Origin of the sequence: Scopulibacillus cellulosilyticus, from assembly GCF_042665295.1 — a bacterium.
In the GTDB taxonomy this organism is placed as follows: domain Bacteria; phylum Bacillota; class Bacilli; order Bacillales; family Sporolactobacillaceae; genus Scopulibacillus_A; species Scopulibacillus_A cellulosilyticus.
Map to the genome: position 1 here is coordinate 154,797 of NZ_JBHTCO010000004.1, position 22,099 is coordinate 176,895.

Genomic DNA, 22,099 nt, shown 5'->3' on the forward strand with positions numbered 1-22,099 from the left:
CTGCTTTTCAATAGCTAAAAACATAACATCTTGTATTTAGATAATTTTATTTTGAGTCGCCCATTTTCTCACATAAGCGATACATAATAACAAGATTGGATAAAAAGACATAATTACATAAGTATATGGGACAAATGCTGTGTTAAGAGAAGCTACCAGTGATTCAAAATTAGGTGCTATCCAAATACTGAATAAAATAATCAAGAGTCCAAGAGGCAATACAACGGGACGATATTCAGAAAGATTCAGCCATTGACTGACGCCAAGTGAAAGTGCATAAAACCACATGGCTAATTGACAAAACCCTACCAATATCCAGATAGCCATAACAATACCATCCAAATGCTCAACAAAATCAGCAACACTTATGTATGAGGCAACTGTGTACACAGGAAAATTATACTTTTCTGTGATATCTCCTAACAAAAAAAGACAAACAAAGTTCGCCATAACCATTGTGACCATGACTGTTAATACAGAAATACTGCCCCAGCTAAGCGCCCTTTTTTTATTTTTTAATAACGGAAACAGGAAAGCAATATAAATAAACTCAACAAACCATTCATTTATAAATAGTGCACTTTTTAAAGACGGCTTAAGACCATTCTCCATGACTGGCAGCATATTTTCCGGTTTTAAATCTGGAATAATAAAGATAATCATTAAAAAGAAAAATAGAATGACAATAGGAAGAAAAAATTGAGTACATCTGGCAATAACTTCGATGCCTCCTAAAACTGCAAAGGAACAAACTAAAATGAGACTTCCCATCAAGATATAAAGCGGCGTTTTAGATAAAAAAACATGGATAAATTCTCCGTATTCCCTGACGATAATGCTCATGTCATATATAAGACGGAACAAAAAGAAAAAATTAAAAACAAATCCTAAAATCCGGCCAAGAATTATTTTACTGGATTCAATCATTGTTGTTTTTGGATAAATTTTATATAATTGCCAAGCGATAAATACATTAAGACACCCAATCAATGAGCTCCAGACGGGTGAGAGCCACATATCTTGTCCAGCATATTTAGCGGCAATTGATGGAACTAATAGAGTGGATGTTCCACCAACCATAAAATACATGATCACCCCCATCTGGAATGTAGAAATTTTCCCCTTTTCGATCAAATATGCCACTTCCTTGTTTCTTCAATTATTGAATGCTGTCATATTTTAATATTATGGTCCAAACCCTGGAAGGGAATACAAATTGACCTATTGCTAAGCAAGTGATTGTTTTAATGGATAAATTAAATATTAGAGGAAAACATGCCTGTGTGTATTCAAACAAGAATGTATTTGAAAAGTAAGATGAAGGGATATTACTTGAACTGCTTGATCACCTTTTGATTGTCCGGGCTGGTGTAAAAACAGCGGAAGAGGTGTTTGAGAACAGTCCAAAAACATATTGTGACGATAATCGAAGAATTGCCGAACAAAATAAATAAAATCGGGATGTACCAATAATAATTATGATTTGAATCGGCTCAGGTACTTAATTGGTATTGTTTTTTGATAAAGTATAAGCATAACGAAATATTGGTTGGTACCTCTTCCGCCTTGGCTTAGCCTATTGTTTGCATTTATTGGATTTTTAATTAGTAAAGGAATGAAAATGATCGAGACAGATCGATATTTTCATTTAAAAAAAAATAGAACCGGCAGCAGAGCTGGAACAAATAATAATCGCTATCACATTGCCGGAAATTGCTATAATACGGGACGGACCTTTTTTTCCAAAGTAAGATAAAATAATCCCTATAACCGGTGTTGTTAATAAGATCCAAGAGACGGATGGATTAAAATTACTAAAATAGAAAAGAAGCAGGGGAACAATAAACAAAATGATGGATACAACATTGTACCCTTTAGCCTGGATTGTCATCACGTCCTTTAAAGGTTTTGGCTTGTTTAACAATCTATATTCTAATCATATAGAAGACTATAATTACCTTGGTAACAGCCACATAACAATTAGTTAACAAAAAAGATCATAATTGTCATAAATTATAAAAGACTGTCTATAAACATCATTATAGACAGTCATTAATAGTTGATTTTTCTATCATATTCGTTTTTCTTCATTCCCTGTTTTTAACGTGTGAGGATGTACAGGAGAAGATTTTACTTCACTCTTCACTTTTCGTGTAAGGGGTTGCAAATTTTCCTTAAAAAATTTCTTACGCATAGGGAAGTAATAGAGTATAGCAGGAATAACAAGACCAACTGCCCAGGCAATATCTGCTCCATTCAATGCTTTAGAGATTGGACCTTCATAAACTGACGTGTTCATAAATGGAATTTCAAGAACAATCGTCACAAGATAGGCAATAATAGAGATCCAGTTGAACTTTCCGTACTTTCCATTAATATCAAAAATATCTTTAATATCGTACTCACCGTGGCGCAAGAAATAAAAATCGACCAGGTTAATGGCGCTCCAAGGGATCATAAAATATTGCAGGAACAACATAAAATCCGAGAATATCGACATGAGGTTGGATTGTCCGAATATGGCAAGCACAGTACCAATTGCGGCAATAATCAGTATAAGATTGAATCGTTTCTTCGGTGTTACCTGAGACTTTTTGAAGGCTTCGGTTGTCGTAATCGTCGCCATGAAAGCACAATAAAGATTCAGAACGTTAATACTTATGACACCGATGATAATGACTAAATAAAGAATAGTTGCAAAGGTTGGCCCGAACAAGCCTGCCAGATGTTGACTAGGGTTATCGGTGAAATGAGGAATGGCTGCTGTTAAGAAAACGCCAAGTATCATCATCCACATTGTACCGATAACACCGCCAGCGTAGGTGTAACCAAAAGTTGCCTTCGATGATGTGTTTTTAGGCAAGTACCGGGAGTAATCTGCGACATATGGTGCGTACGTCAATAACCAAGTAGCCGTTACACTCAGTACTAGAATGAACTTACTTAGATGGAAATCTTTAATGGACCAGCTATGCGCCGGCAATGGCATGCGCACAACATAAATAGTGACGATAATGAACACAATGGCAAATACAATTGCTAAATATTTTTCCATGGCATGAATCAGATCATATCCGAAAACAGTGATAATAAGAGTTATCGCTCCAAGAATAATAAGAGCCCAAGTGATCGATATGCCCGGAAAAACGCTGTGGACGGCTTGTGCACCCAAAATACCGGTAGCAAAGAAACTGCCGACGTACATAATAACGACAAGAATGAGAGGGAGAACAGCACCGATGACCCCAAATTGGGCGCGGCTTTGAATCATTTGCGGAATCCCGAGTTTCGGACCTTGTGCGGAGTGGGTGGCCATAAACAGACCGCCAATAAGATTACCTAAAACGACGGCAACCAAGCTCCAAAAAATATTTAACCCGTAAGTAATAGCTAAAGCACCTGTAATTACGACGGTTATTTGCATGTTGGCACTGAACCAAATCGAAAAAAGATTTCGTACACTGCCGTGTCTTTCTTCCTCTGGAATAAAATCAAGGCTGTGTTTCTCTATCTTCATTCAAATTCCCCTTTCAATCATAGATGCCCCCTATATATAAATACCGCTTTAAGAATGATCACCTCCAATGCGTTAAAAGGAATACGAAACGAATCTTGAATTAAAGTAAGCGCCGACTCCTTTCTATTAATAAGTTCGCTTCTTACTTTTTAAGATGCAAGTCTTGTACCAACTTTTAAACGTGCTTTACAGTTGATTTTCTTAACTTTCAGCATGCTTAAAAAAAATAATTGAGTTCCATTTAACTCAGTGAGTTGAATGAAACTCAATTATTAAATTGCATGTTTACAATAAATGGATAAAAAGGAAAAGTGGGATCGGACACCTTTAACAATAAAGATAATTTTAAGAGGGGGATATAAAAATTATCGCTCATGTCAATTTTATCATAATAAATGAAAAATTTCACGAATAGCAGGAATTGATGTAAATCAGGGTCAAAATATGGATGATTGTTAACTGAGTAAGGATCAACTCAAATTGAGTTAATCCTTACTCTATTTATTTTAGTTATTATATTGATAAACCGCGATGTTTTACTTATTTGCAGTTGGCACAATGCTTGCATAATTAAGGGCAAAAGAAAAAATTCAGATGACGTGAAAGGGGTTTTTATAATGGCTATTCAATATCCTGAACCAAATATGATTGGTGCTAAAACAATACCTTACCGTTTGTACACAGATCCCACCGTTTTAGAAGCTGAAAAGGAGAAAATATTCTCAAAAACATGGCAATATGTTTGTCACGAAAGTCAAATTGCAAATCCTGGAGATTTTTTTACTTGTGATATTGCCGGAGAACCAATCATCTTAGTCAGAGGAAATGATGGCGAGTTACGGGGCTTTTATAATGTTTGCCCGCACCGGGGGACGCAAATCGAACAAGAAGAGGCCGGCTGTAAAAAAATATTGCAATGCCCATACCATGGATGGACTTTTAAATTAGACGGCAGTCTTAATAAGGCACCAAATTTCAAAAATGCTCCAGGATTTAATCCTGATGAAATGGGGCTGCGTCCGGTCAGAGTAGAATCGGAAGCTTCACTTATATTTGTTAATTTAGATGAAAATGCCGCGGGATTAGCTAATATTTACAAAGACTTTTTTAATGACATTGAGCAATTTAGTTTCCTGCCGCAATTAAAGAAGAGTTACGTTAAAACACGTACGATTAAATGTAACTGGAAAGCATTTATTGACAATTATCTTGAGTGCGATCATTGTCCGATTGCCCATCCAGGCTTTGCGGCAACATTGGATTTAAATAAATACCACATCATAAATGGGAATAATTGCAATATTCAAGGAACAGCCATTAAAGATAAACAACAGCGGGGTGCCCTTGAATTAGATCTGCAAAATGCGGATGTTCAAGAAGGACGTTTTTACTGGTTATGGCCAAACATTATGGCAGCCATTTATCCTGGGCCGGGAAATCTGTCGATGATTCAAATGATTCCTATTGATCATGAAACAACTTTAGGTATTTATACTGTTTATTTAATTGGTGATAAACCTACTAAAGAACAACAAATTCTAATAGATTTCGCTGAACAAGTACGTGTCGAAGATGTAGCCTTGGTTGAGGCTGAACAAATTGGATTTAGATCAAAAGCTTTTGAAAGAGGAATTATTTCACCGACTGAACATGGTGTTCATTACTTTCATGAATTGGTGCGCCGTGAGCTTAACGTAGAATAGAGATTTATCCCTTGCTTTGGCAAGGGATAAAAACTTCCATCAATCCTTTGAACACTCACACTTTATAAGGAGAATAACTTTGCCAATGAAAAAAACTTATCATATTGCTGTCATACCTGGAGACGGGATAGGACCCGAAGTCATTAATGAAGGTGTAAAAGTTTTAAAAAAGGTCGCTGAGCTTGATGGCCGTTTTGAGTTTAAGTTTGCTTATTTTCCGTGGGGATGCGAGTATTATTCGAAACACGGCAAAATGATGGATGATGACGGGATTGAACAGCTTAAAAATTTTGATGCCATATATTTAGGTGCGGTAGGTTATCCGGGTGTACCCGACCATATTTCATTATGGGATTTGCTTTTGAAAATTAGAAAGTCATTTGATCAATATGTCAATTTACGTCCGATAACATGTCTTTCCGAAGATGTATGTCCATTAAAACATGTGAAAAAAGAAGATATAGATATGCTCATTATTCGTGAAAACAGCGAAGGTGAATATGCCGGAGCCGGAGATTGGCTTTTTAAAGATAAAAAAGAGGAAGTTGTTTTACAAACAGGTGTATTTTCCCGCAAAGGAACAGAACGCATTATTAGATATGCCTTTGAAACAGCAAGAAAGGCCGGTAAAGCATTGACAAGTGTCAGTAAAGGAAACGCACTGAATTATTCAATGGTTTTTTGGGATCAAATTTTTGCCGAAGTTGGACGGGAATACCCCGACGTGGAGACATATTCCTATTTAGTTGATGCAGCAAGCATGTTTATGGTTCAGCAGCCGAAGAGGTTCGAGATCGTCGTGACATCAAATTTATTCGGTGATATTTTAACAGATTTAGGAGCCGCGCTTACCGGCGGATTAGGGCTTGCGGCAGGCGCCAATATTAATCCGGAAAGAAAGTACCCTTCTATGTTTGAACCGGTGCATGGATCAGCACCTGATATTTCGGGACAAGGTAAAGCGAACCCGCTGGCCTCCATATGGTCAGCAAGTCAAATGCTTGATTTCTTTGGATTTGAGGAACATAGCAAGCGTCTCATAAAAATAATAGAAAAATTGTTAAAAGAAACTGAATGCTTGACGCCAGACATGGGCGGCAATGCATTAACTGGGGACGTAGGGGATTTTTTTGTAAATATATTAGAAAGTGAATTGGCTCGTCAATAAGAATATGAAAGAAAATATCGTTGTGTGGAGTGGATGAAAATGAATGAACAAAATGTTTTTGACGTCACCATTATTGGCGGGGGACCGGCAGGACTGTTTTCCGCCTTTTACGGCGGAATCCGCGAAATGAAGGTTAAAGTGATTGAAAGTATGCCGCAGCTCGGCGGACAGCTGGCAGCTTTATATCCGGAAAAGTACATTTATGATGTTGCCGGGTTTCCAAAGGTGCGGGCCCAGACGCTTGTTGATCAGTTAACAGAGCAGGCGAGCCAGTTTGATCCTGTTTTTGTTGTGAATCAAACTGTTCAGAATGTCACAAAAAAAGCTAACGGCTTGTTTGAAATTTATACCGAAGAAGAGGTTCATTTTTCTAAAACCGTTTTGATTACGGCGGGCGTTGGGGCTTTCCAGCCGCGGCAGTTAAAAATAGACGAAGCTGCCATATATGAAGGGAAAAACCTTCATTACTTTGTCAATGACATGAATCAGTTTACCGGTCAAAACGTTGTGATTTGCGGAGGCGGAGATTCTGCCGTTGATTGGGCTTTGATGCTTGAACCAATTGCAAAAAGTGTCAGTCTTGTCCACCGCCGGGACAAATTTCGTGCTCATGAGCAAAGTGTTAATCAATTAAAGGATTCAAGTGTTAATATTTTGACGTCTTATATAGCGGCGGGGCTAGTCGGAGATGGGAATAAAATCAGTCAATTTATGATTCAGCATACAGATACTGATGAAATATTATCGATTGATATCGATGCTTTAATTGTTAACTATGGATTTATTTCATCGCTTGGACCGATTAAGGACTGGGGCTTAAATATCGAGAAAAATTCAATTGTAGTGAACTCAAGGATGGAGACTAATATTCCGGGTATTTACGCTTGCGGTGATATTGTATCTTATGATGGAAAAGTCAAATTAATTGCGACCGGTTTCGGTGAAGCGCCAATTGCAATAAGCAATGCCAAATCATATATAGATCCTAAAGCAAAGCTGCAGCCAAAGCACAGCACGAGTTTGTTTGCGTGAAAAATGATAGATAGAGAAGAGGAGGAACCATTATGGCTTTTGTCGTAACGTCACCATGTAAAGATGAGAAAGCAGCAGAGTGTGTTGAAACATGCCCAGTTGATTGCATCCATGAGGGAGATAATATGTACTATATTGATCCTGATTCTTGTATTGATTGCGGCGCTTGTGAAGCCGTTTGTCCTGTTGAGGCGATATATGCTGATTATGAAGTGCCGGAAGAGGAACAGAGGTTTATTCAATTGAACAAAGCTTTTTTCGAATAGAAACCCGCCATTGGCGGGTTTTTTACGTATGACTTCATCAACTGCAATGGTAAGTTAACTATTTTCCCCTGTTCATAAATTGTATCTTTAACTAATACATTTACACAAGGGTTACTTAAGGGAGGTGACTTTATGAACATCCATGTCGTTCATCAGGGTGAAACGCTTTGGCAGATTGCAAGAATTTATCATATGGATATCCCTATGCTTGTTAGAATTAATGGTATTTCTAATCCAAATGTTCTTGTGGTCGGTCAAGCACTTATTATTCCGGATCCATTTCCCAGTTATACGGTGAAGCCTGGAGATACTCTGTCCCGCATTGCTTTGAGTTGGGGCACAACCTCCAATATGATAGCCGATAGAAATAACATCGTTGACTCCTCACAAATTTATGCCGGCCAAACATTATTTATTCCGGTACATATTGTCCAGCCAGGTGAAACATTATCTCAGATTGCAGTGACATTTCATTCAACTGTTGAGGCCATTGTCCGGGCAAATTCAATTTCTAATCCAAACCGGATTGACCCGGGTACCCGCTTATCAATCCCATTTATAAGGCCGGTTAAAGAAGTAAATGCCTATATGACGAATTTTCGCGAATCAGGTCAAAAGGAACTTAGAACAATTGGAGAATATTTAACATATGTTATGCCTTTTAGCTATAATGTAAAACGTGATGCCACTTTGGAAAATTTGCAGGAAAATGCTGTGTTGTCAATTGCGCGTTCGCAAAAAATAGTCCCTATCATGGTATTGACAAATTCAGAGGATGGTAAATTCAGTTCAGAATTGATGACTACTATTTTTTCAAGTGCTGATTTACAGGAGAAGCTGCTAAATAATATTTTAAACATGATGAGAAACAAAAATTACAGAGGCGTTAACTTTGACTTTGAATACGTTTATCCAAGCGACCGTGAAAAATATAATCAATTTCTCCGTCGGGCTGTTGCTAAGTTTCACCCGTATGGTTATTATGTGTCAACGGCTTTAGCACCTAAGACATCAAGCGAACAAAAAGGATTGTTATATGAGGCGCATGACTATGCCTCTCAAGGACAAATTGTTGATTTTATTGTATTAATGACTTATGAGTGGGGGTGGGCAGGCGCCAGCCCCCAAGCTATTTCGCCAATTAATCAGATTAAAAAAGTGATAGATTATGCGATCACAGTCATTCCGCGTCACAAAATAATGATGGGGATTTCTCTTTACGGCAGAGATTGGAAGCTCCCGTTTGTTCAGGGGACTTTTGCTTCAACGATCAGTCCTAACGGTGCGATCAGCCGTGCAGCAAAGTACCGGGCGGCCATTCAATATGATACGACTGCCGCGTCCCCGTTTTATCGTTATACGGATGAACAGGGTACACAACATGAAGTTTGGTTTGAGGATGCACGAAGTATTAAGGCAAAATATGATTTGGCCTTACAATATAATCTGCGCGGCGTCAGCTATTGGGTTCTCGGGTCCCCATTCACACAAAACTGGTATGTGCTTCAAGAGGAAATGAAGCCAAGAAAGTATTGACGAGCGTTACTTCCCGAACTGCTTCGAGTTGCGACGAGAAGCGGCCATACATCTCCGAATAAGCTGCGGCGCAAATTTAAAAGGCCTGGCATATGCCAAGCCTTCTCTTAATTCTCTTTCAAGTCTTCGCAATATTCCCTTATTAAATTGTTGGCCCGTGTTTGGCTGATGTTTAATTCCTTGGCAACTTTTCTGGAGCTTTTTAATTTCTTGAATGATTTTCGTATGAATTCTTTTTCGATTTCTTTGATGGCTGAATCCAGAGAAGAATGGGTTAAATATAATGATTTATTTTTAGTATTTTGAAAAATGACTTCCGGCAGGTCGTCGGCGTAAATAACTGAATCACTCGTTATAACTAATCTTTCAATAACATTTTCAAGCTGACGAATATTTCCGGGCCACGAATAGTTTGCGATAATATCTAAGCATTCTTGAGATATCGTTCGATTAACTGAAAATTTATTGTTGAACTTATTAAGAAAATAATAGGTCAATGGAATAATATCTTCTGTTCTTTCCTTTAACGGCGGCAGCTTAATATCAATGACATTAAGACGGTAAAAAAGATCTTCCCTAAACTCTTTATTTTTTACCATATCTATTAAGTGACGATTGGTAGCGGCTATGATTCTTATATCTACTTTTTTAGGTTTTCTTCCTCCAATTGGAATAAATTCATGTTCTTGAATAAGATGCAATATTTTTGCTTGAATTTTTAGAGAAAGCTCGCCGATTTCATCCAGGAATAGGGTGCCGCCTTCTGCTTCCTCGACTAATCCGTGTTTACCGTTTGCATTTGCCCCTGTGAAAGATCCTTTTGCATAACCGAACAGTTCAGACTCCAATAAATTTTCGGGAATTGCTGCGCAGTTAATCGTTAAGAACGGGCCGTCTTTTCTATCACTGATTTGATGGATGTAACTGGCCAGCACACCTTTTCCTGTACCGGAATCCCCTTGAATAAGAACAGTTGAATCAACCTTTGCTATCTTTTTGCAAAACTTGATAATATGTTTCATCTTTTCGCTGTTTGTAAAAAGAGCTTGTTGGGGAAAAGCGTTTGTATCTGAATCATTATTTTCATTGTATTCTTTTAACGATGTTAGATTTTGTAATTCTTGTGCGGTAATAACAACGAGTTCAATTTTATTTTGTTCATTTATTATTGGGATGGCTGTTGTTATTAATTCGGTTCCAATATAGGTCGTTTGTTTAATTGTAATCGGTTCCATTTTTTCAAACACAAGCGGAACAATTGAAGGTCTCCAGTACTCTTTCTCAAAAAGCGACATGTTATATTCGCCAATAACTTCTGAGGGTTTCAACCCATAGTGCTTTTCACAAAGTTTGTTAACATATATGATTTTCTTTTGGTCATCGATTACAAAAATTTCATCGGATGAATGGTCTAATATTTTTTTGAATTTTTCAGCGCTTATTTCGATTGTATCTCCTATGTTATCCATAAGGCATCCTCCCCAAAGCCAAACAAAATATTTCGCAATTTTATTTTACAACCATTAATAATCATCTAACAATAAAAAAATTTCCTATTTTTCTTTAATTTTATGATCAGTATATATTGTGTTAGAAGAATAAAAAATAAAAGGATCTGTTGTTAATGTTGGCGAAATATGTCAATATTAAAAGGCTAAGGGGGGGTGATTTATTTGCAGCCATCTAATCGGAAACCGTATAAAGAGGATCCAAGATACAAAACAGCTCACCGTGAAGCCTTGATTGGGGTTATTCTAGCAATTATAAATTTTATTTGGTGGTATGGTTTTGCATATGGACTCGGTTCAAAACCTGTAGCTGATTATCATTATATCTGGGGGCTCCCTTCGTGGTTTTTTTACAGCTGCATTTTAGGTTTTATTGTTATGACGGTCTTAGTCATTATTGTTGTAAAATTTGTTTTTAAAGATATACCGATAGACGATGATCATGAAAAGGTGGGAGATGGCAAGTGAATTGGTCAGTGACCTTGCCGATGATTATATTTTTAGTCGTTATTTTTATTGTAGGTGCTTATGCGGCAAGACATATCAAGAGCACGGATAATTTTTTGCAAGAATATTTTCTAGGCAGCCGGCAGCTTGGCGGCTTTATTTTAGCGATGACAATGGTAACCACTTACGGCAGTGCATCCAGTTTTATTGGCGGGCCGGGGGTTGCTTATAGTGTTGGACTCGGTTGGGTATTATTAGCCATGATCCAGGTTGTCACGGGATATTTTGTCTTGATGGTTCTTGGAAAAAAATTCGCGATCATTGCCAGAAAAACAAAGTCCGTCACATTGATTGACTTTCTAAAAGAACGCTACAACAGCAAATGGGTTGTTATTTTATCTGCATTAACTATCATTATATTTTTATTTTCGTCAATGGCTTCTCAATGGGTTGGCGGCGGCAGACTCATTCAATCATTAACAGGGTTGAGCTACACTGCCTCTTTATTTATATTTGCCGTTTCGGTGCTTGTCTACGTAACAATCGGCGGTTTTCGCGCCGTTGCGATAACCGACAGCATCCAAGGTATTGTGATGTTTGTCGGGACTTTGACAATACTTATTGGAACAATTATTGCCGGAGGCGGTGTTGGTCATATTATATCAGAGCTGAAGTCGATTAATCCCGGACTTATTACACCATATGGCCCGCATCATCAATATTCAGCCTCCTATATCACATCTTTCTGGCTATTGGTAGGTGTAGGAGTCGTTGGTCTTCCGCAAGTAACAGTTCGTGCAATGTCATATAAAAATTCTAAATCCATGCACAGGGCTGTAATAATCGGAACAATTGTTGTCGGTATCATTATGCTGGGGATGCATTTATCCGGTGTTTTCGCCCGGGCTGTGATGCCTGGAATAAAAGTCGGTGATGAAGTTATGCCGATGCTTGCTATGAAGGTATTGCCTCCGTGGCTTGCCGGTGTTGTATTGGCCGCACCAATGGCAGCAATTATGTCAACGGTTAATGCTTTGCTTTTACTAGTCAGTTCATCGCTTGTAAAGGACATTTATTTAAACTATATACAGCCAAAGGCATCAGAACAAAAAGTAAGACGTTTAAGCATGTGGGTAACGGCTATTGTTGGCATTATTGTTTTGGTCATGTCAATTCATCCGCCAAATCTGTTAATCTGGTTAAATTTATTTGCTTTCGGCGGATTGGAAGCGGCTTTTATTTGGCCGATTGTTCTCGGGCTTTACTGGAAGAAAGGCAATACCTACGGTGCTTTAGCTTCAATCATCTTAGGTGTTGTTTCGTATACAATCATTCAAAAGTTTTGGCCCAACCCGTTTGATATGAACCCTGTTGTTTTGCCGGTTGTCCTCGCTTTAGTTGCTTATATTGCAGTTAGTCTGTTAACTTCACGTATAAAACAGGATCAACAGGAATTGGTTATAAGAAAATTCTGGGGGGCTTAGTACCCCCGTGTTTGAATACCCAGTCTCAAAAATGGAGAAAGTAACGGATAGAAACTTTCTTTATGAATCGAGGGTAATTTTTATGGCTCAAGAACAGGTCGGCCTAAATTCAACGATGAGACATTGCCTTAAAGAAAATATACATAGAATTATGGACGATATGCAATCAGTGCTTGAATCGGTTGACTGTAATGAAGACTGTATCTTACAGCAGTGTGAACATATACAAGAAGTGATTGGCGATTTGCAAAAAAAAGCAGCCTCATATTATTTAAAATCCTACTTATCCCCGTATACGGATGGATATCCATCGATTACAACTGCTGTAGAGCATTTATCGGACAGGCATCACGGTGCGCTGATTGTTATCCAAAGAGAAGATTCTCTCGATGGATTAATCCACCCGGGGATTCCTGTCGGTGCAACGTTAACTTATTCATTATTGGAGTCAATTTTCTACCCTGGCAGCCCGCTTCATGATGGTGCAGTGTTAATTCAAGAGGATTCAATTATTTCAGCGGCAAATGTATTGCCTCTTTCCCGAATACAAACCGGGGAGAGGAAGCTCGGGACAAGGCATAGGGCGGCGGTTGGCTTATCCGAGGTTTGTGATGCCATCATATTAGTTGTCTCTGAAGAAACAGGCAAAGCGTCTTTCGCGGTAAATGGAAAATTATATGCTTTTCATTCAAAAGAGCTTTATCATTAAGAATTAAATATTAGATATAAGAATATTTAAAGTCTTTTATGGTTAACATGATAACTGTGATTGCCAGTAGACTAGTTTCCAGAAGATTTGTGTTTAAGCATTCTTAAACTTTTTCTTCTAAATGCTGACCTCTGGTATAGAAAGGAGATCATAATAATGAATAAACAACGTGCTAAAGAAATTGCTGCTTCACCTGTAATGGCTAATGTATCTTATAACGGTAAGGCCATTTATATTCAGGAAGTGGATGAAAAGAATGAAACAGCAAGAATTTATCCTCTGGATGCACCTGAGAATGAACAAGAGGTTTCTTTAAATGAACTGAATGAAGATTACCGGTAAAACACCACTTGAGTGGTGTTTTTTTATACATTAAGCGTATAAATTGGCAGCAATGTTGCCAATTCGACGTAGAGGACAATTTTAGGTCTTAAAGCGCAAATGTCTTTGTCTGCGCCTTTCAGGCTTGCCAATCGTCAAGTTTTCTTTAACGTCGCGTGCACTGCCTTGGCCTTAATACCTATTAACTGGATTGTTGCTTCTTTTGTACCAAGTTTAATTAGCGGGATAATAACTGCCATAAGTTTTTATTAAAAAATGATTTAAACCTCTTGCTTTTTATTTTGGTATGATGTAATATACATTTCGTTAGCAATTTATTAACCTTGTTAACTATTTTTATAGATAATCAAAAAAACCTTGGATTTTATTTACTTTCTAAGCTCTTTTACATAAATATTCACTTGTACATTCATTTTCAAGTGTAATATTTGTGTGAATAAGCCAAGGCTATTTTTTTGTTTGTTTTTTACTTCACAAGGTTAACTATTTGCGGGGTTAATAGTCCGATAGTCCTTTTAGGAGGTGAAAGCCCGGGAGTTAGGCTTGTAAGTCGAAAACAAATCATCTTTAAAAGATTAAACAATAAGAAAAACTGAGACTTTCGCTATGAGGCATTTTGCGATTAGTCAAGTTTTTCTAAGAAGTCAAAGGAGGAACTTTTAATGAGTAGTTTAGCACGTGGGATTATAATTAATATTATTGTTATTATCGTACTTATTGGTGGCGGAGCCATCGGATACTACTACTATGATCAATCAGCAAACTATGTTAAAACTGACAACGCGATGATCGATGGTCAGTCCATTCCAATCGCTGCACCAGCGGCTGGTAAACTTACCAAGTGGGACGGTCAAGTTGGCAATACTTTCGATGCAAACGATAAAGTCGGTGAGGTAGAAGCACAAGGCAGCGACGGCAGAACGCAAAAAATGCCTATCACAATGCCTGAACATGCAACAATTGTTCAAAATAAAGTCGTTAAAAATTCATTTGTTGGTGCCGGAACACCAATTGCGACTGCTTACGATTTAAGTGATCTTTATGTTACTGCAAATATTGATGAAACTGATATCGATGATGTGAAAAAAGATCAAAAAGTAGATATCTATGTTGATGCTTATCCTGATACTAAATTCACAGGGAGAGTACAGCAAATCGGTAAAGCAACTGCCAGCACATTTTCTATGATGCCGCAGTCTAATGCGAATGGCAATTTCCAAAAAGTCACTCAAGTTGTTCCAGTCAAAATATCTATTGATAATTACAAAGGCGTTTCTTTAAAACCAGGCATGAACGTAACAGTGAAAGTACACATTTAGTACTAATTTAACGGAAAGGAGGGATCAGTGATGACAGTGTTCATTGTGGGATATGTGATCTTCGTCATTTTAGTTATCATTGGGTTGAACCTCCTGATACGAAGACGAAAAAACCAGCCACAGATGGCAGATGATGCCGACATTTCCAGGGCTCAAATACAAATGCAGCACCAAAAAGCTGTCACTAAAAATGCTGAAGAATTCGTAACAGGCGGCCAGTCTGAGGAAATAAACGATATTCTGCAAAAAGGCAGTTCGAAAAATTTACCAATGGTAACAAAGCAAAAAGACGCTGATGAGGATATAGATATTAAGCCTGCGCCGATTATCTTTGTTCTTATCATGGGGGCGTTTGTTGCTATTCTTAACCAAACATTAATGAATGTTGCCTTACCTAAGATTATGAATGACTTTAATGTAACAACCAGTACAGCTCAATGGTTAACAACCATTTATATGCTCGTTAACGGTGTGTTAATTCCAATTACAGCCTTTCTGATGGAGAAGTTTTCGACAAGGCAATTATTTGTTGGTGCGATGCTGTTTTTCGCTGTCGGTACATTTATTTGTGCGATTACGCCGGCTTTCAGTATCATGTTAATCGGCAGGGTTATCCAAGCCATGGGTGCGGGAGTTATTATGCCGCTGATGACGAACGTGTTCTTAACGATCTTCCCGCCTGAAAAACGCGGTGCAGCCATGGGTATGATGGGTATTGCCTTGATTTTTGCCCCGGCTGTAGGGCCGACGTTATCCGGCTGGATTGTTGAAAATTGGACATGGCGCTTATTATACTGGATTGTTTTACCTTTTGCGGTCTTAGATATCATCCTTGCGATTATCTTTTTGAAAAATGTATTCAAGCTGAAAAATCCTAAGCTGGATCTTTGGGGGATTATTTTCTCCACTATTGGTTTTGCGGGTATTCTGTATGCATTTAGTGAAGCCGGGAACAAGAGTTGGTCAGATTCTATAGTTGTAGTAACTCTCATTATTGGCATTATTGGTTTAATAGCCTTTGTATGGCGTGAGTTAGTCATTGAGAGACCAATGCTTGACTTTAGAGTATTTAAGTACGGAACCTTTTCCTTAGCGCAGACTGTAAATGCGGTTGTAACAATGGCGATGTTTGCTGCCATGGTTCTTATACCTGTTTATATGCAAAACATTCGCGGCTTTACACCTTTGCAATCCGGATTGATGATGCTTCCGGGTGCGATTTTGATGGGTATTATGTCGCCGATTACTGGTAAGTTATTCGATAAGATAGGAGCACGGCCGCTTGCGATTATCGGTTTGCTCATTACAGCGATCACAACTTATCAATTTACCCAATTAACAGACCGGACGCCTTATCATGATATGCTCTTCATATACATGGCGCGTATGTTCGGCATGTCCATGTTAATGATGCCTATTATGACAGAAAGCTTAAATTCACTGCCGCGCAGGCTAAATGCACATGGTACAGCGATGGCTAACACAATACGGCAAGTGGCCGGATCATTGGGTACGGCCCTATTGGTTACTGTGATGTCGACAAGAACAACATTCCATACCGCAAACTATGCTAATAACATGACGACAAGCAATACGAACTTTGACAATCAAGTGACTGCATTAGGCCAAGGTCTCGAGGCAAGCGGAACCGCGGCTCCAGGTACCGGACAAAGCGTGGTTCAAAGCTTGCTGTCAGGAAATGTAGCTCAACTCGCAACAATCCAAGGTATTAATGATGCCTTTATGGTTGCTACCGGTTTTGCAGTATTAGCGTTGATCCTGTCACTCTTTCTAAAACGTGCGGTTCCGCCAGATGTGAAAGAACAGCGGAAAGCGGCCGAAGAGAAGGTACATCATCAAACTTCTGAATCATAGGGAAGAAGGAATTTAGTGCTTCTTCCCTTGCTTTTTATAAAATCATTTTTGAAATATTTTGGGAGAGCAATATTTGATATAATAAAGTGAAACTTAATACTTGATTTTTTAGCTTTGTTGATTGCGCTTTCTTTTAAGAAAGATTTTTGCAGCAAGCAATTATACTTACTTATTGATGATATTTTTGAAAACTCACCGCGTCTTTATTGGAAAGGGGAGGACAATGGTGTAGTTACCTTAAAAGGTGGTTGGGAAAATTGGATGAAAGAAGAGAAATGATCCACCAATTTGAAGATAATATCCGTTTTTTAATTAAAAACTTTCAAAGAGATCTTGGTGAAATATTTAAAAATGAAATTACTTTCCATGAGTTTCTGTTTCTAAAACATTTAGGTGATGGGAAGCCGCAAATGGTTTCATCACTTTCGAAAAAAATGAAAGTCACCGCAAGCTATGCGACTGCGGTAGTGGATAAGCTTTTGCAAAAAGGTTATATTAATCGGGAGCGTTCATCTAAGGATCGCCGCATTGTTGAACTGACGATTACTGAGCAAGGGATAGAGCTTATTAAAAAGATGGATGAAAAGAAGACTGATTATATGTCCGAGCAATTAGAATCTATTTCGGATTCTGAACTTGAAATATTGAACTTATTACTAAATAAAATAGGTAAATAAAAACTCGCGGGTTTTCGGCGAGTTTTTTATATACCATTAACTTTTTGAGTCGAAAAATGACTTGATAAGAGACATAAAGTGATAAACGGCAGGCGGTAAATAGCGTTCAGTATGATAGGTAAGATAAACATTTCTTTTTGGTGTCGGGTTAACAATTTTTAGTAAATGGATCCCGCTTAAAGGGGCGTATTTTAGATAGTTTTCCGGAAGAATTGAAATACCTAAACCTGACTCGACCAAGCTTCGGGCTGTCTCAAAACGTTCAATTTCATATAGCCCTTTTGGTTCAAAACCGGCTTTGCGGCAAGCTTCCAAAATATTTTGGCGTGTTTGATAGCCTTGCTGACTAAGAATAAGGTTTTCGCTTTTCACTTTAATTAAAGAGACGGTATTGGAATTTTTTAAAGGATGATCAGGCGGAACAATCAGCACAAAGTTTTCTTGGTAAATCGGTATTGATTTTAATTTACTTGATTCAGCGCTTCTGGGTGTTATCCCAAAATGAATATCATAACTAATAAGCGCTTCTTCAATTTGCTTAAACTCTATTAATTCCTTTATTTTGATTGATACATTTGAATATGTTTCTCTAAATAACTTTATGATTTTTGGCATCCAAAATTTAGCTGATTCGATGACACCAATACTTATTTCACCTTTCCCAATATCTTTAACTTCCTTCATTTCCATTTGAGCATGCTGCACTTCATTTAGAATATGACAAGCATGTTTGTAAAAGACCTCACCAGCTTCAGTTAACTTAACCTCCCTTGTGGTTCGTTCAATTAATTGACAATCAAGTTCTTTTTCCAGTGTTTTAATAGCGTTGCTAAGTGATGGTTGTGATATATGTAATTGTTCGGCGGCTGTTGTATATTTTCTATTTCTCGCGACACAAGCGAAATATTTAAGTTGGCGGAATTCCAATTTTAATGACTCCATTCTATAGTTTGAAACTATAAATTTATTGTAAAAACATATTAGAAATTATAAATATAATTATTTATAATTACAAATGAAAATTATTTTTAACATTGAATAAATCTCTTTACAAATAATGGGGGACTATGATGTATCATTTAACAGATCAAAATATATGGTCCGGACGAATTGACAGTGAAACTGTTAAAGAAATGTTCCGGCTGCATCAAGTGGTTCAGGTTAAAAACTTAACGTCTTTTCATGAAAAACAATCTGATTTAGCTATTGGCATTATCGGATTTAAAAGTGATGAAGGTGTCCGCAGAAATCAGGGGCGAGCGGGCGCTTACGAAGCCCCGGATGAAATTAGAAAAAGCCTGGCATCATTGCCGTATCGTTTCCCTGATCACATGAATATATTTGACTTTGGTAATGTAAGTTGTGAAGATATGAAACTGGAAAAGGCTCAAGAAGAACTCGGGGAAGCCGTAAGCAAGCTTTTAAAGTTGAATATTTTCCCATTAATTATTGGCGGCGGCCATGAAGTTGCTTACGGGCATTTCCTCGGTGTTCAAAGTCATGTACAAAGCAAGGATAAAATTGGGATTGTGAATATTGACGCCCATTTTGATATGCGTCCTTATGATGAAATGACATCTTCCGGTACGATGTTCAGACAAATTCTCGATCAAAACGAAAACTGCGGTTACTTCTGTGCAGGCATTCAAAAAGCCGGAAACACTCAGTATTTGTTTGATATCGCAAAGTCGTACGGCTGTGATTACATTTTAGAAGAAGAAATTTCAAATGGAGAAATTAAAGAAGAAGTTAACAAAATTCATCAATTTATCGATGCCAATGATCATATTATGCTGACATTATGCAGTGATGTATTTGGCAATAGCTATGCTCCGGGTGTAAGCGCTCCCTCACCGTTCGGTTTAAGCCCGAAGACGGTCAGGTATCTTATTAAGGAAATTTTATCAAGTAAAAAAGTGTTCAGTTTTGATATTGCGGAAATTAATCCGTTGCTGGATAAGACAGGGGAAACTGTTAAACTGGCAGCGTATATAATTTATGAGGTCATGTATAACATTGCATACTAAAAAAATCCGCCAAAGGGCGGGTTTTTTTGTCGCTCATAAACGGCAGAAGGTCCCGCTATGTAAAAAGATAAAAATGACAGTTTCCCAAAATACTAAACAAGGTTCTGATTAGATAAGCTTATCAATAAGTTATTAATAGAAAATAATACTGGGGGGACTGAAAACAGTGCAATATTATTATGGGAGCCAAATGCCGCTTCGGGTCTTGGATGAATGTGAATTTTGGAAGCAGCAAGAGGAAGAGCACACCGTCGTTATTCGTGAGCTTGTGAAGGGGTTAGAATCTAAATATATGGAGGCACTGGAGAAATGGGAGAGGGCGCTGTCTGAAACACACCACCGAGTTGTCCGTTTTGTTGAAACAGTTAACCGTTCAAAGGGTCCCTTTAACTATCATCTTTACCAAGACTTAATGTCACTTGTCAGCCATTGTCTTGACCAAAGTAAAAGTTTCATTGCCTTCTGCGGCATGCTGATGGAAGAAAGTGAACCGATTAAAACCAACCCGACAGCAAAAGTCGTGATGAACCATATTATTGATGAATCTGAGTATTTTATCGGTATCGCCCAAACGATTTTGTATCAAAAATAAAGGGAAGATAAGCGCTGTCTCTGTTTAAAAGGGGAGAGCGCTATTTACTATGACAAAGCATCTTTGAATTTATAACTGTGAAATGTTTGTTAATCCTGAAAAAAGGGTAAAAAAACATCATACATTATAATAACACTGAAGGTCATGATAGGGGATGTATACATGACTTCGAAGAAAAAAATGGCCTCAGAAATTAAAATAAAAACAAAAAATAATAAAGCGATTCTTGTTGATTACCCGGACAACCTGACGCTTATTGGAAAAGGAAGAAGCGCGTTTGTCTTTAAAATCAGCGGAGAAAATAAGGTTATTAAACTGTTTTTTCCACAGTTCAGCCATCTGGCAAAGCAGGAAGCAGAGATTTATGATGCCTTGGCAGATATTCCTTATTTCCCCAAATGCTATGAATCAGGAAAAAATTATATTGTTGAAGATTTTATAGAAGGTAAAACGATGTTTCAATGCCTTGTCGAGGGAGTTAACATTACAGAAAGAATGGTCCAGGATGTTGATACAGCGATTCAATCAGCCCGGTCAAAGGGACTTAACCCTTCAGATATTCATTTGCGTAATATTATTGTTACACCGGGAGACGGGATTAAGTTGATCGATGTTGCCCGCTTTCGGCAGTCAAAGGATTGTATGAGGTGGAGAGATCTAAAAAAGGCGTTTTATTTTTATTATCAAAAACCGCATTTCCCAAAAAGATGGGCTCCCGTTTTACTTGATTTGATCGGTGCCGTTTATAAAAAAGGCTGGTTAGCATTTTTGTTGGGAAAGAATCAAAATATAAACCTGCTGCAAAAATAACCCTCCTCAGTGAGGAGGGAAAGCCGTTTTAATTAAAAATATCATCCTCAAAAGTTCCTTTAACAGTTTTGAAACAATTCAATGTCATATGGTGAGCAATATTTGGCAGCCTGTTTGTTTCTAAAATAAATTAATGGCTTTTGCGGTTCAAAACATGCGAAGGTAACCAATAAGTACGGGGTTACTTAGGAACTGGATTTTGCAAAAAACAATTAATAATAAAAGCAAAGGATATACAAGTCTCATTTATGACGAGTGTATCCTTTGCTTATTTAGCAGTTGATAAACTCCCCAGTTTAAACGATATCGGGGTGTGAATGAACATCTTTTTTTCTCTCCTTGAGCTGTTTTTTAATAAGACGGTAAAGCTCATTAGGCGTCTTATCTTTAATGTTTTTGATGTCTTTTGGATCCCGAAACCAGTGGATTGCTAACAATAAGTTGATAAGGATTTCGGAACAAATTAGCTTATTTGGGCTATTTAGAAGATTCCTGCCTCTAAGATGGAAAATATCCATTACCCCTTGCCAGATCACTTGGGCGTAATCATAATGTTTACCAACCATATCAATCCCTTTATGAACAATGATATCACGTTGCCTGTCAGTTAATCCCAAGTTAATAACTTCATAGTCATCAAAATCCATTTGGGCAACCCGGACATTAACAAACATCTGTGATTCCAGGATCACATGGCTTGATAAGGCGATTGCAACATGTGAAAACTTACCGTCAAAGTATTCAATCAAACGTGAAATCGGACCATGACCGCGGACAAAAATTAAATCACCGGCTTGGAATTCGTTCATGTTAAACACATCCAATCATTTAGATGATTTACTTGCGGTTGCCGTCGAATGACTAGGGTGGATTTTTTTTTAGATTAAACCTGAATCTTATATAAAATCAATAGGTCGTTTGTATGGAAAATTATAGATAGTAAAGAAATAAGTCAATGGATCTATGTATAGGGGAGGGTGTGTTTAAATAAAATTTTTTTCTGATGAACCAATATAAAATTAATTAATTGGAAGGCTATTCAAGACTTCCTTTTATAAAATTTTGGTAATTAACCTTTAGTAAACAT

General features: G+C 37.7%; 21 protein-coding genes. 15 read left to right on the forward strand and 6 right to left on the reverse strand.

What is annotated here, in order from left to right:
- Window positions 1-36: 36 nt before the first annotated feature.
- The 3 genes from ACFQRG_RS03965 to ACFQRG_RS03975 form a co-directional block, all read right to left on the reverse strand.
- Window positions 37-1,143, reverse strand: a complete 1,107-nt coding sequence (locus tag ACFQRG_RS03965; protein WP_380963862.1) for a GerAB/ArcD/ProY family transporter — start codon at window positions 1,141-1,143, stop codon at window positions 37-39.
- Between the two features lie 505 nt (window positions 1,144-1,648).
- Window positions 1,649-1,891, reverse strand: coding sequence for a hypothetical protein (locus ACFQRG_RS03970; RefSeq protein WP_380963865.1), 243 nt, complete (start codon window positions 1,889-1,891; stop codon window positions 1,649-1,651).
- A gap of 180 nt (window positions 1,892-2,071) precedes the next feature.
- The gene (locus ACFQRG_RS03975) at window positions 2,072-3,517 is read right to left on the reverse strand and encodes a purine-cytosine permease family protein (RefSeq protein ID WP_380963867.1); all 1,446 of its coding nucleotides are present in this window, start codon (window positions 3,515-3,517) and stop codon (window positions 2,072-2,074) included.
- 617 nt (window positions 3,518-4,134) lie between these two features.
- Here ACFQRG_RS03975 and ACFQRG_RS03980 point away from each other — a divergent pair.
- From ACFQRG_RS03980 to ACFQRG_RS04000, 5 genes are all read left to right on the forward strand, one after another.
- Window positions 4,135-5,220, forward strand: a complete 1,086-nt coding sequence (locus ACFQRG_RS03980; RefSeq protein ID WP_380963870.1) for an aromatic ring-hydroxylating oxygenase subunit alpha — start codon at window positions 4,135-4,137, stop codon at window positions 5,218-5,220.
- Window positions 5,221-5,305: 85 nt separating this feature from the next.
- Window positions 5,306-6,388 (forward strand): tartrate dehydrogenase, encoded by a 1,083-nt coding sequence (locus ACFQRG_RS03985; RefSeq protein WP_380963872.1) that lies wholly within the window; start codon window positions 5,306-5,308, stop codon window positions 6,386-6,388.
- Between the two features lie 33 nt (window positions 6,389-6,421).
- On the forward strand, window positions 6,422-7,420 hold the full coding sequence (locus ACFQRG_RS03990) for an NAD(P)/FAD-dependent oxidoreductase (RefSeq protein ID WP_380963875.1): 999 nt from the start codon (window positions 6,422-6,424) through the stop codon (window positions 7,418-7,420).
- Between the two features lie 32 nt (window positions 7,421-7,452).
- Window positions 7,453-7,686, forward strand: a complete 234-nt coding sequence (locus tag ACFQRG_RS03995) for an indolepyruvate ferredoxin oxidoreductase subunit alpha (protein ID WP_380963878.1) — start codon at window positions 7,453-7,455, stop codon at window positions 7,684-7,686.
- Between the two features lie 132 nt (window positions 7,687-7,818).
- Window positions 7,819-9,222, forward strand: coding sequence for a LysM peptidoglycan-binding domain-containing protein (locus ACFQRG_RS04000; RefSeq protein WP_380963880.1), 1,404 nt, complete (start codon window positions 7,819-7,821; stop codon window positions 9,220-9,222).
- Between the two features lie 107 nt (window positions 9,223-9,329).
- Here the strand turns inward: ACFQRG_RS04000 and ACFQRG_RS04005 are convergent, their stop codons facing one another.
- Entirely contained in the window at window positions 9,330-10,691 is a 1,362-nt protein-coding gene (locus tag ACFQRG_RS04005; RefSeq protein WP_380963883.1) for a sigma-54 interaction domain-containing protein, read from the reverse strand.
- A gap of 204 nt (window positions 10,692-10,895) precedes the next feature.
- Here ACFQRG_RS04005 and ACFQRG_RS04010 point away from each other — a divergent pair, with 204 nt between their 5' ends.
- From ACFQRG_RS04010 to ACFQRG_RS04040, 7 genes are all read left to right on the forward strand, one after another.
- A complete protein-coding gene (locus ACFQRG_RS04010) occupies window positions 10,896-11,198 on the forward strand; it encodes a YhdT family protein (protein WP_380963886.1) in 303 nt (100 codons plus the stop codon).
- A complete protein-coding gene (panF, locus tag ACFQRG_RS04015; protein ID WP_380963889.1) occupies window positions 11,195-12,661 on the forward strand; it encodes a sodium/pantothenate symporter in 1,467 nt (488 codons plus the stop codon). Before ACFQRG_RS04010 ends, panF begins: the two co-directional genes overlap by 4 nt.
- An 82-nt stretch (window positions 12,662-12,743) precedes the next feature.
- A complete protein-coding gene (cdaS, locus tag ACFQRG_RS04020) occupies window positions 12,744-13,370 on the forward strand; it encodes a sporulation-specific diadenylate cyclase CdaS (protein ID WP_380963892.1) in 627 nt (208 codons plus the stop codon).
- Window positions 13,371-13,526: 156 nt separating this feature from the next.
- A complete protein-coding gene (locus ACFQRG_RS04025) occupies window positions 13,527-13,712 on the forward strand; it encodes a small acid-soluble spore protein H (RefSeq protein WP_380963895.1) in 186 nt (61 codons plus the stop codon).
- 662 nt (window positions 13,713-14,374) lie between these two features.
- Window positions 14,375-15,031, forward strand: a complete 657-nt coding sequence (locus ACFQRG_RS04030) for an HlyD family efflux transporter periplasmic adaptor subunit (RefSeq protein WP_380963898.1) — start codon at window positions 14,375-14,377, stop codon at window positions 15,029-15,031.
- A 30-nt stretch (window positions 15,032-15,061) separates the two neighbouring features.
- Window positions 15,062-16,906 (forward strand): DHA2 family efflux MFS transporter permease subunit, encoded by a 1,845-nt coding sequence (locus ACFQRG_RS04035; protein WP_380963900.1) that lies wholly within the window; start codon window positions 15,062-15,064, stop codon window positions 16,904-16,906.
- A 257-nt stretch (window positions 16,907-17,163) separates the two neighbouring features.
- Complete coding sequence (locus ACFQRG_RS04040; protein WP_380963903.1) at window positions 17,164-17,583, forward strand: MarR family winged helix-turn-helix transcriptional regulator; 420 nt, start codon at window positions 17,164-17,166, stop codon at window positions 17,581-17,583.
- A gap of 36 nt (window positions 17,584-17,619) precedes the next feature.
- Here the strand turns inward: ACFQRG_RS04040 and ACFQRG_RS04045 are convergent, their stop codons facing one another.
- Window positions 17,620-18,510, reverse strand: coding sequence for a LysR family transcriptional regulator (locus tag ACFQRG_RS04045; protein WP_380963906.1), 891 nt, complete (start codon window positions 18,508-18,510; stop codon window positions 17,620-17,622).
- Between the two features lie 143 nt (window positions 18,511-18,653).
- On the opposite strand from ACFQRG_RS04045, the gene hutG reads away from it, so the two are divergent.
- The 3 genes from hutG (at window position 18,654) to ACFQRG_RS04060 (ending at window position 21,012) form a co-directional block, all read left to right on the forward strand.
- On the forward strand, window positions 18,654-19,610 hold the full coding sequence (hutG, locus tag ACFQRG_RS04050; RefSeq protein ID WP_380963908.1) for a formimidoylglutamase: 957 nt from the start codon (window positions 18,654-18,656) through the stop codon (window positions 19,608-19,610).
- A gap of 166 nt (window positions 19,611-19,776) precedes the next feature.
- Complete coding sequence (locus ACFQRG_RS04055; protein WP_380963911.1) at window positions 19,777-20,202, forward strand: DUF2935 domain-containing protein; 426 nt, start codon at window positions 19,777-19,779, stop codon at window positions 20,200-20,202.
- A gap of 162 nt (window positions 20,203-20,364) precedes the next feature.
- Window positions 20,365-21,012, forward strand: coding sequence for a protein kinase family protein (locus ACFQRG_RS04060; protein ID WP_380963914.1), 648 nt, complete (start codon window positions 20,365-20,367; stop codon window positions 21,010-21,012).
- Between the two features lie 296 nt (window positions 21,013-21,308).
- On the opposite strand, the gene ACFQRG_RS04065 is transcribed toward ACFQRG_RS04060, so the two are convergent.
- A complete protein-coding gene (locus tag ACFQRG_RS04065; RefSeq protein ID WP_380963917.1) occupies window positions 21,309-21,821 on the reverse strand; it encodes a hypothetical protein in 513 nt (170 codons plus the stop codon).
- Window positions 21,822-22,099 lie beyond the last annotated feature (278 nt).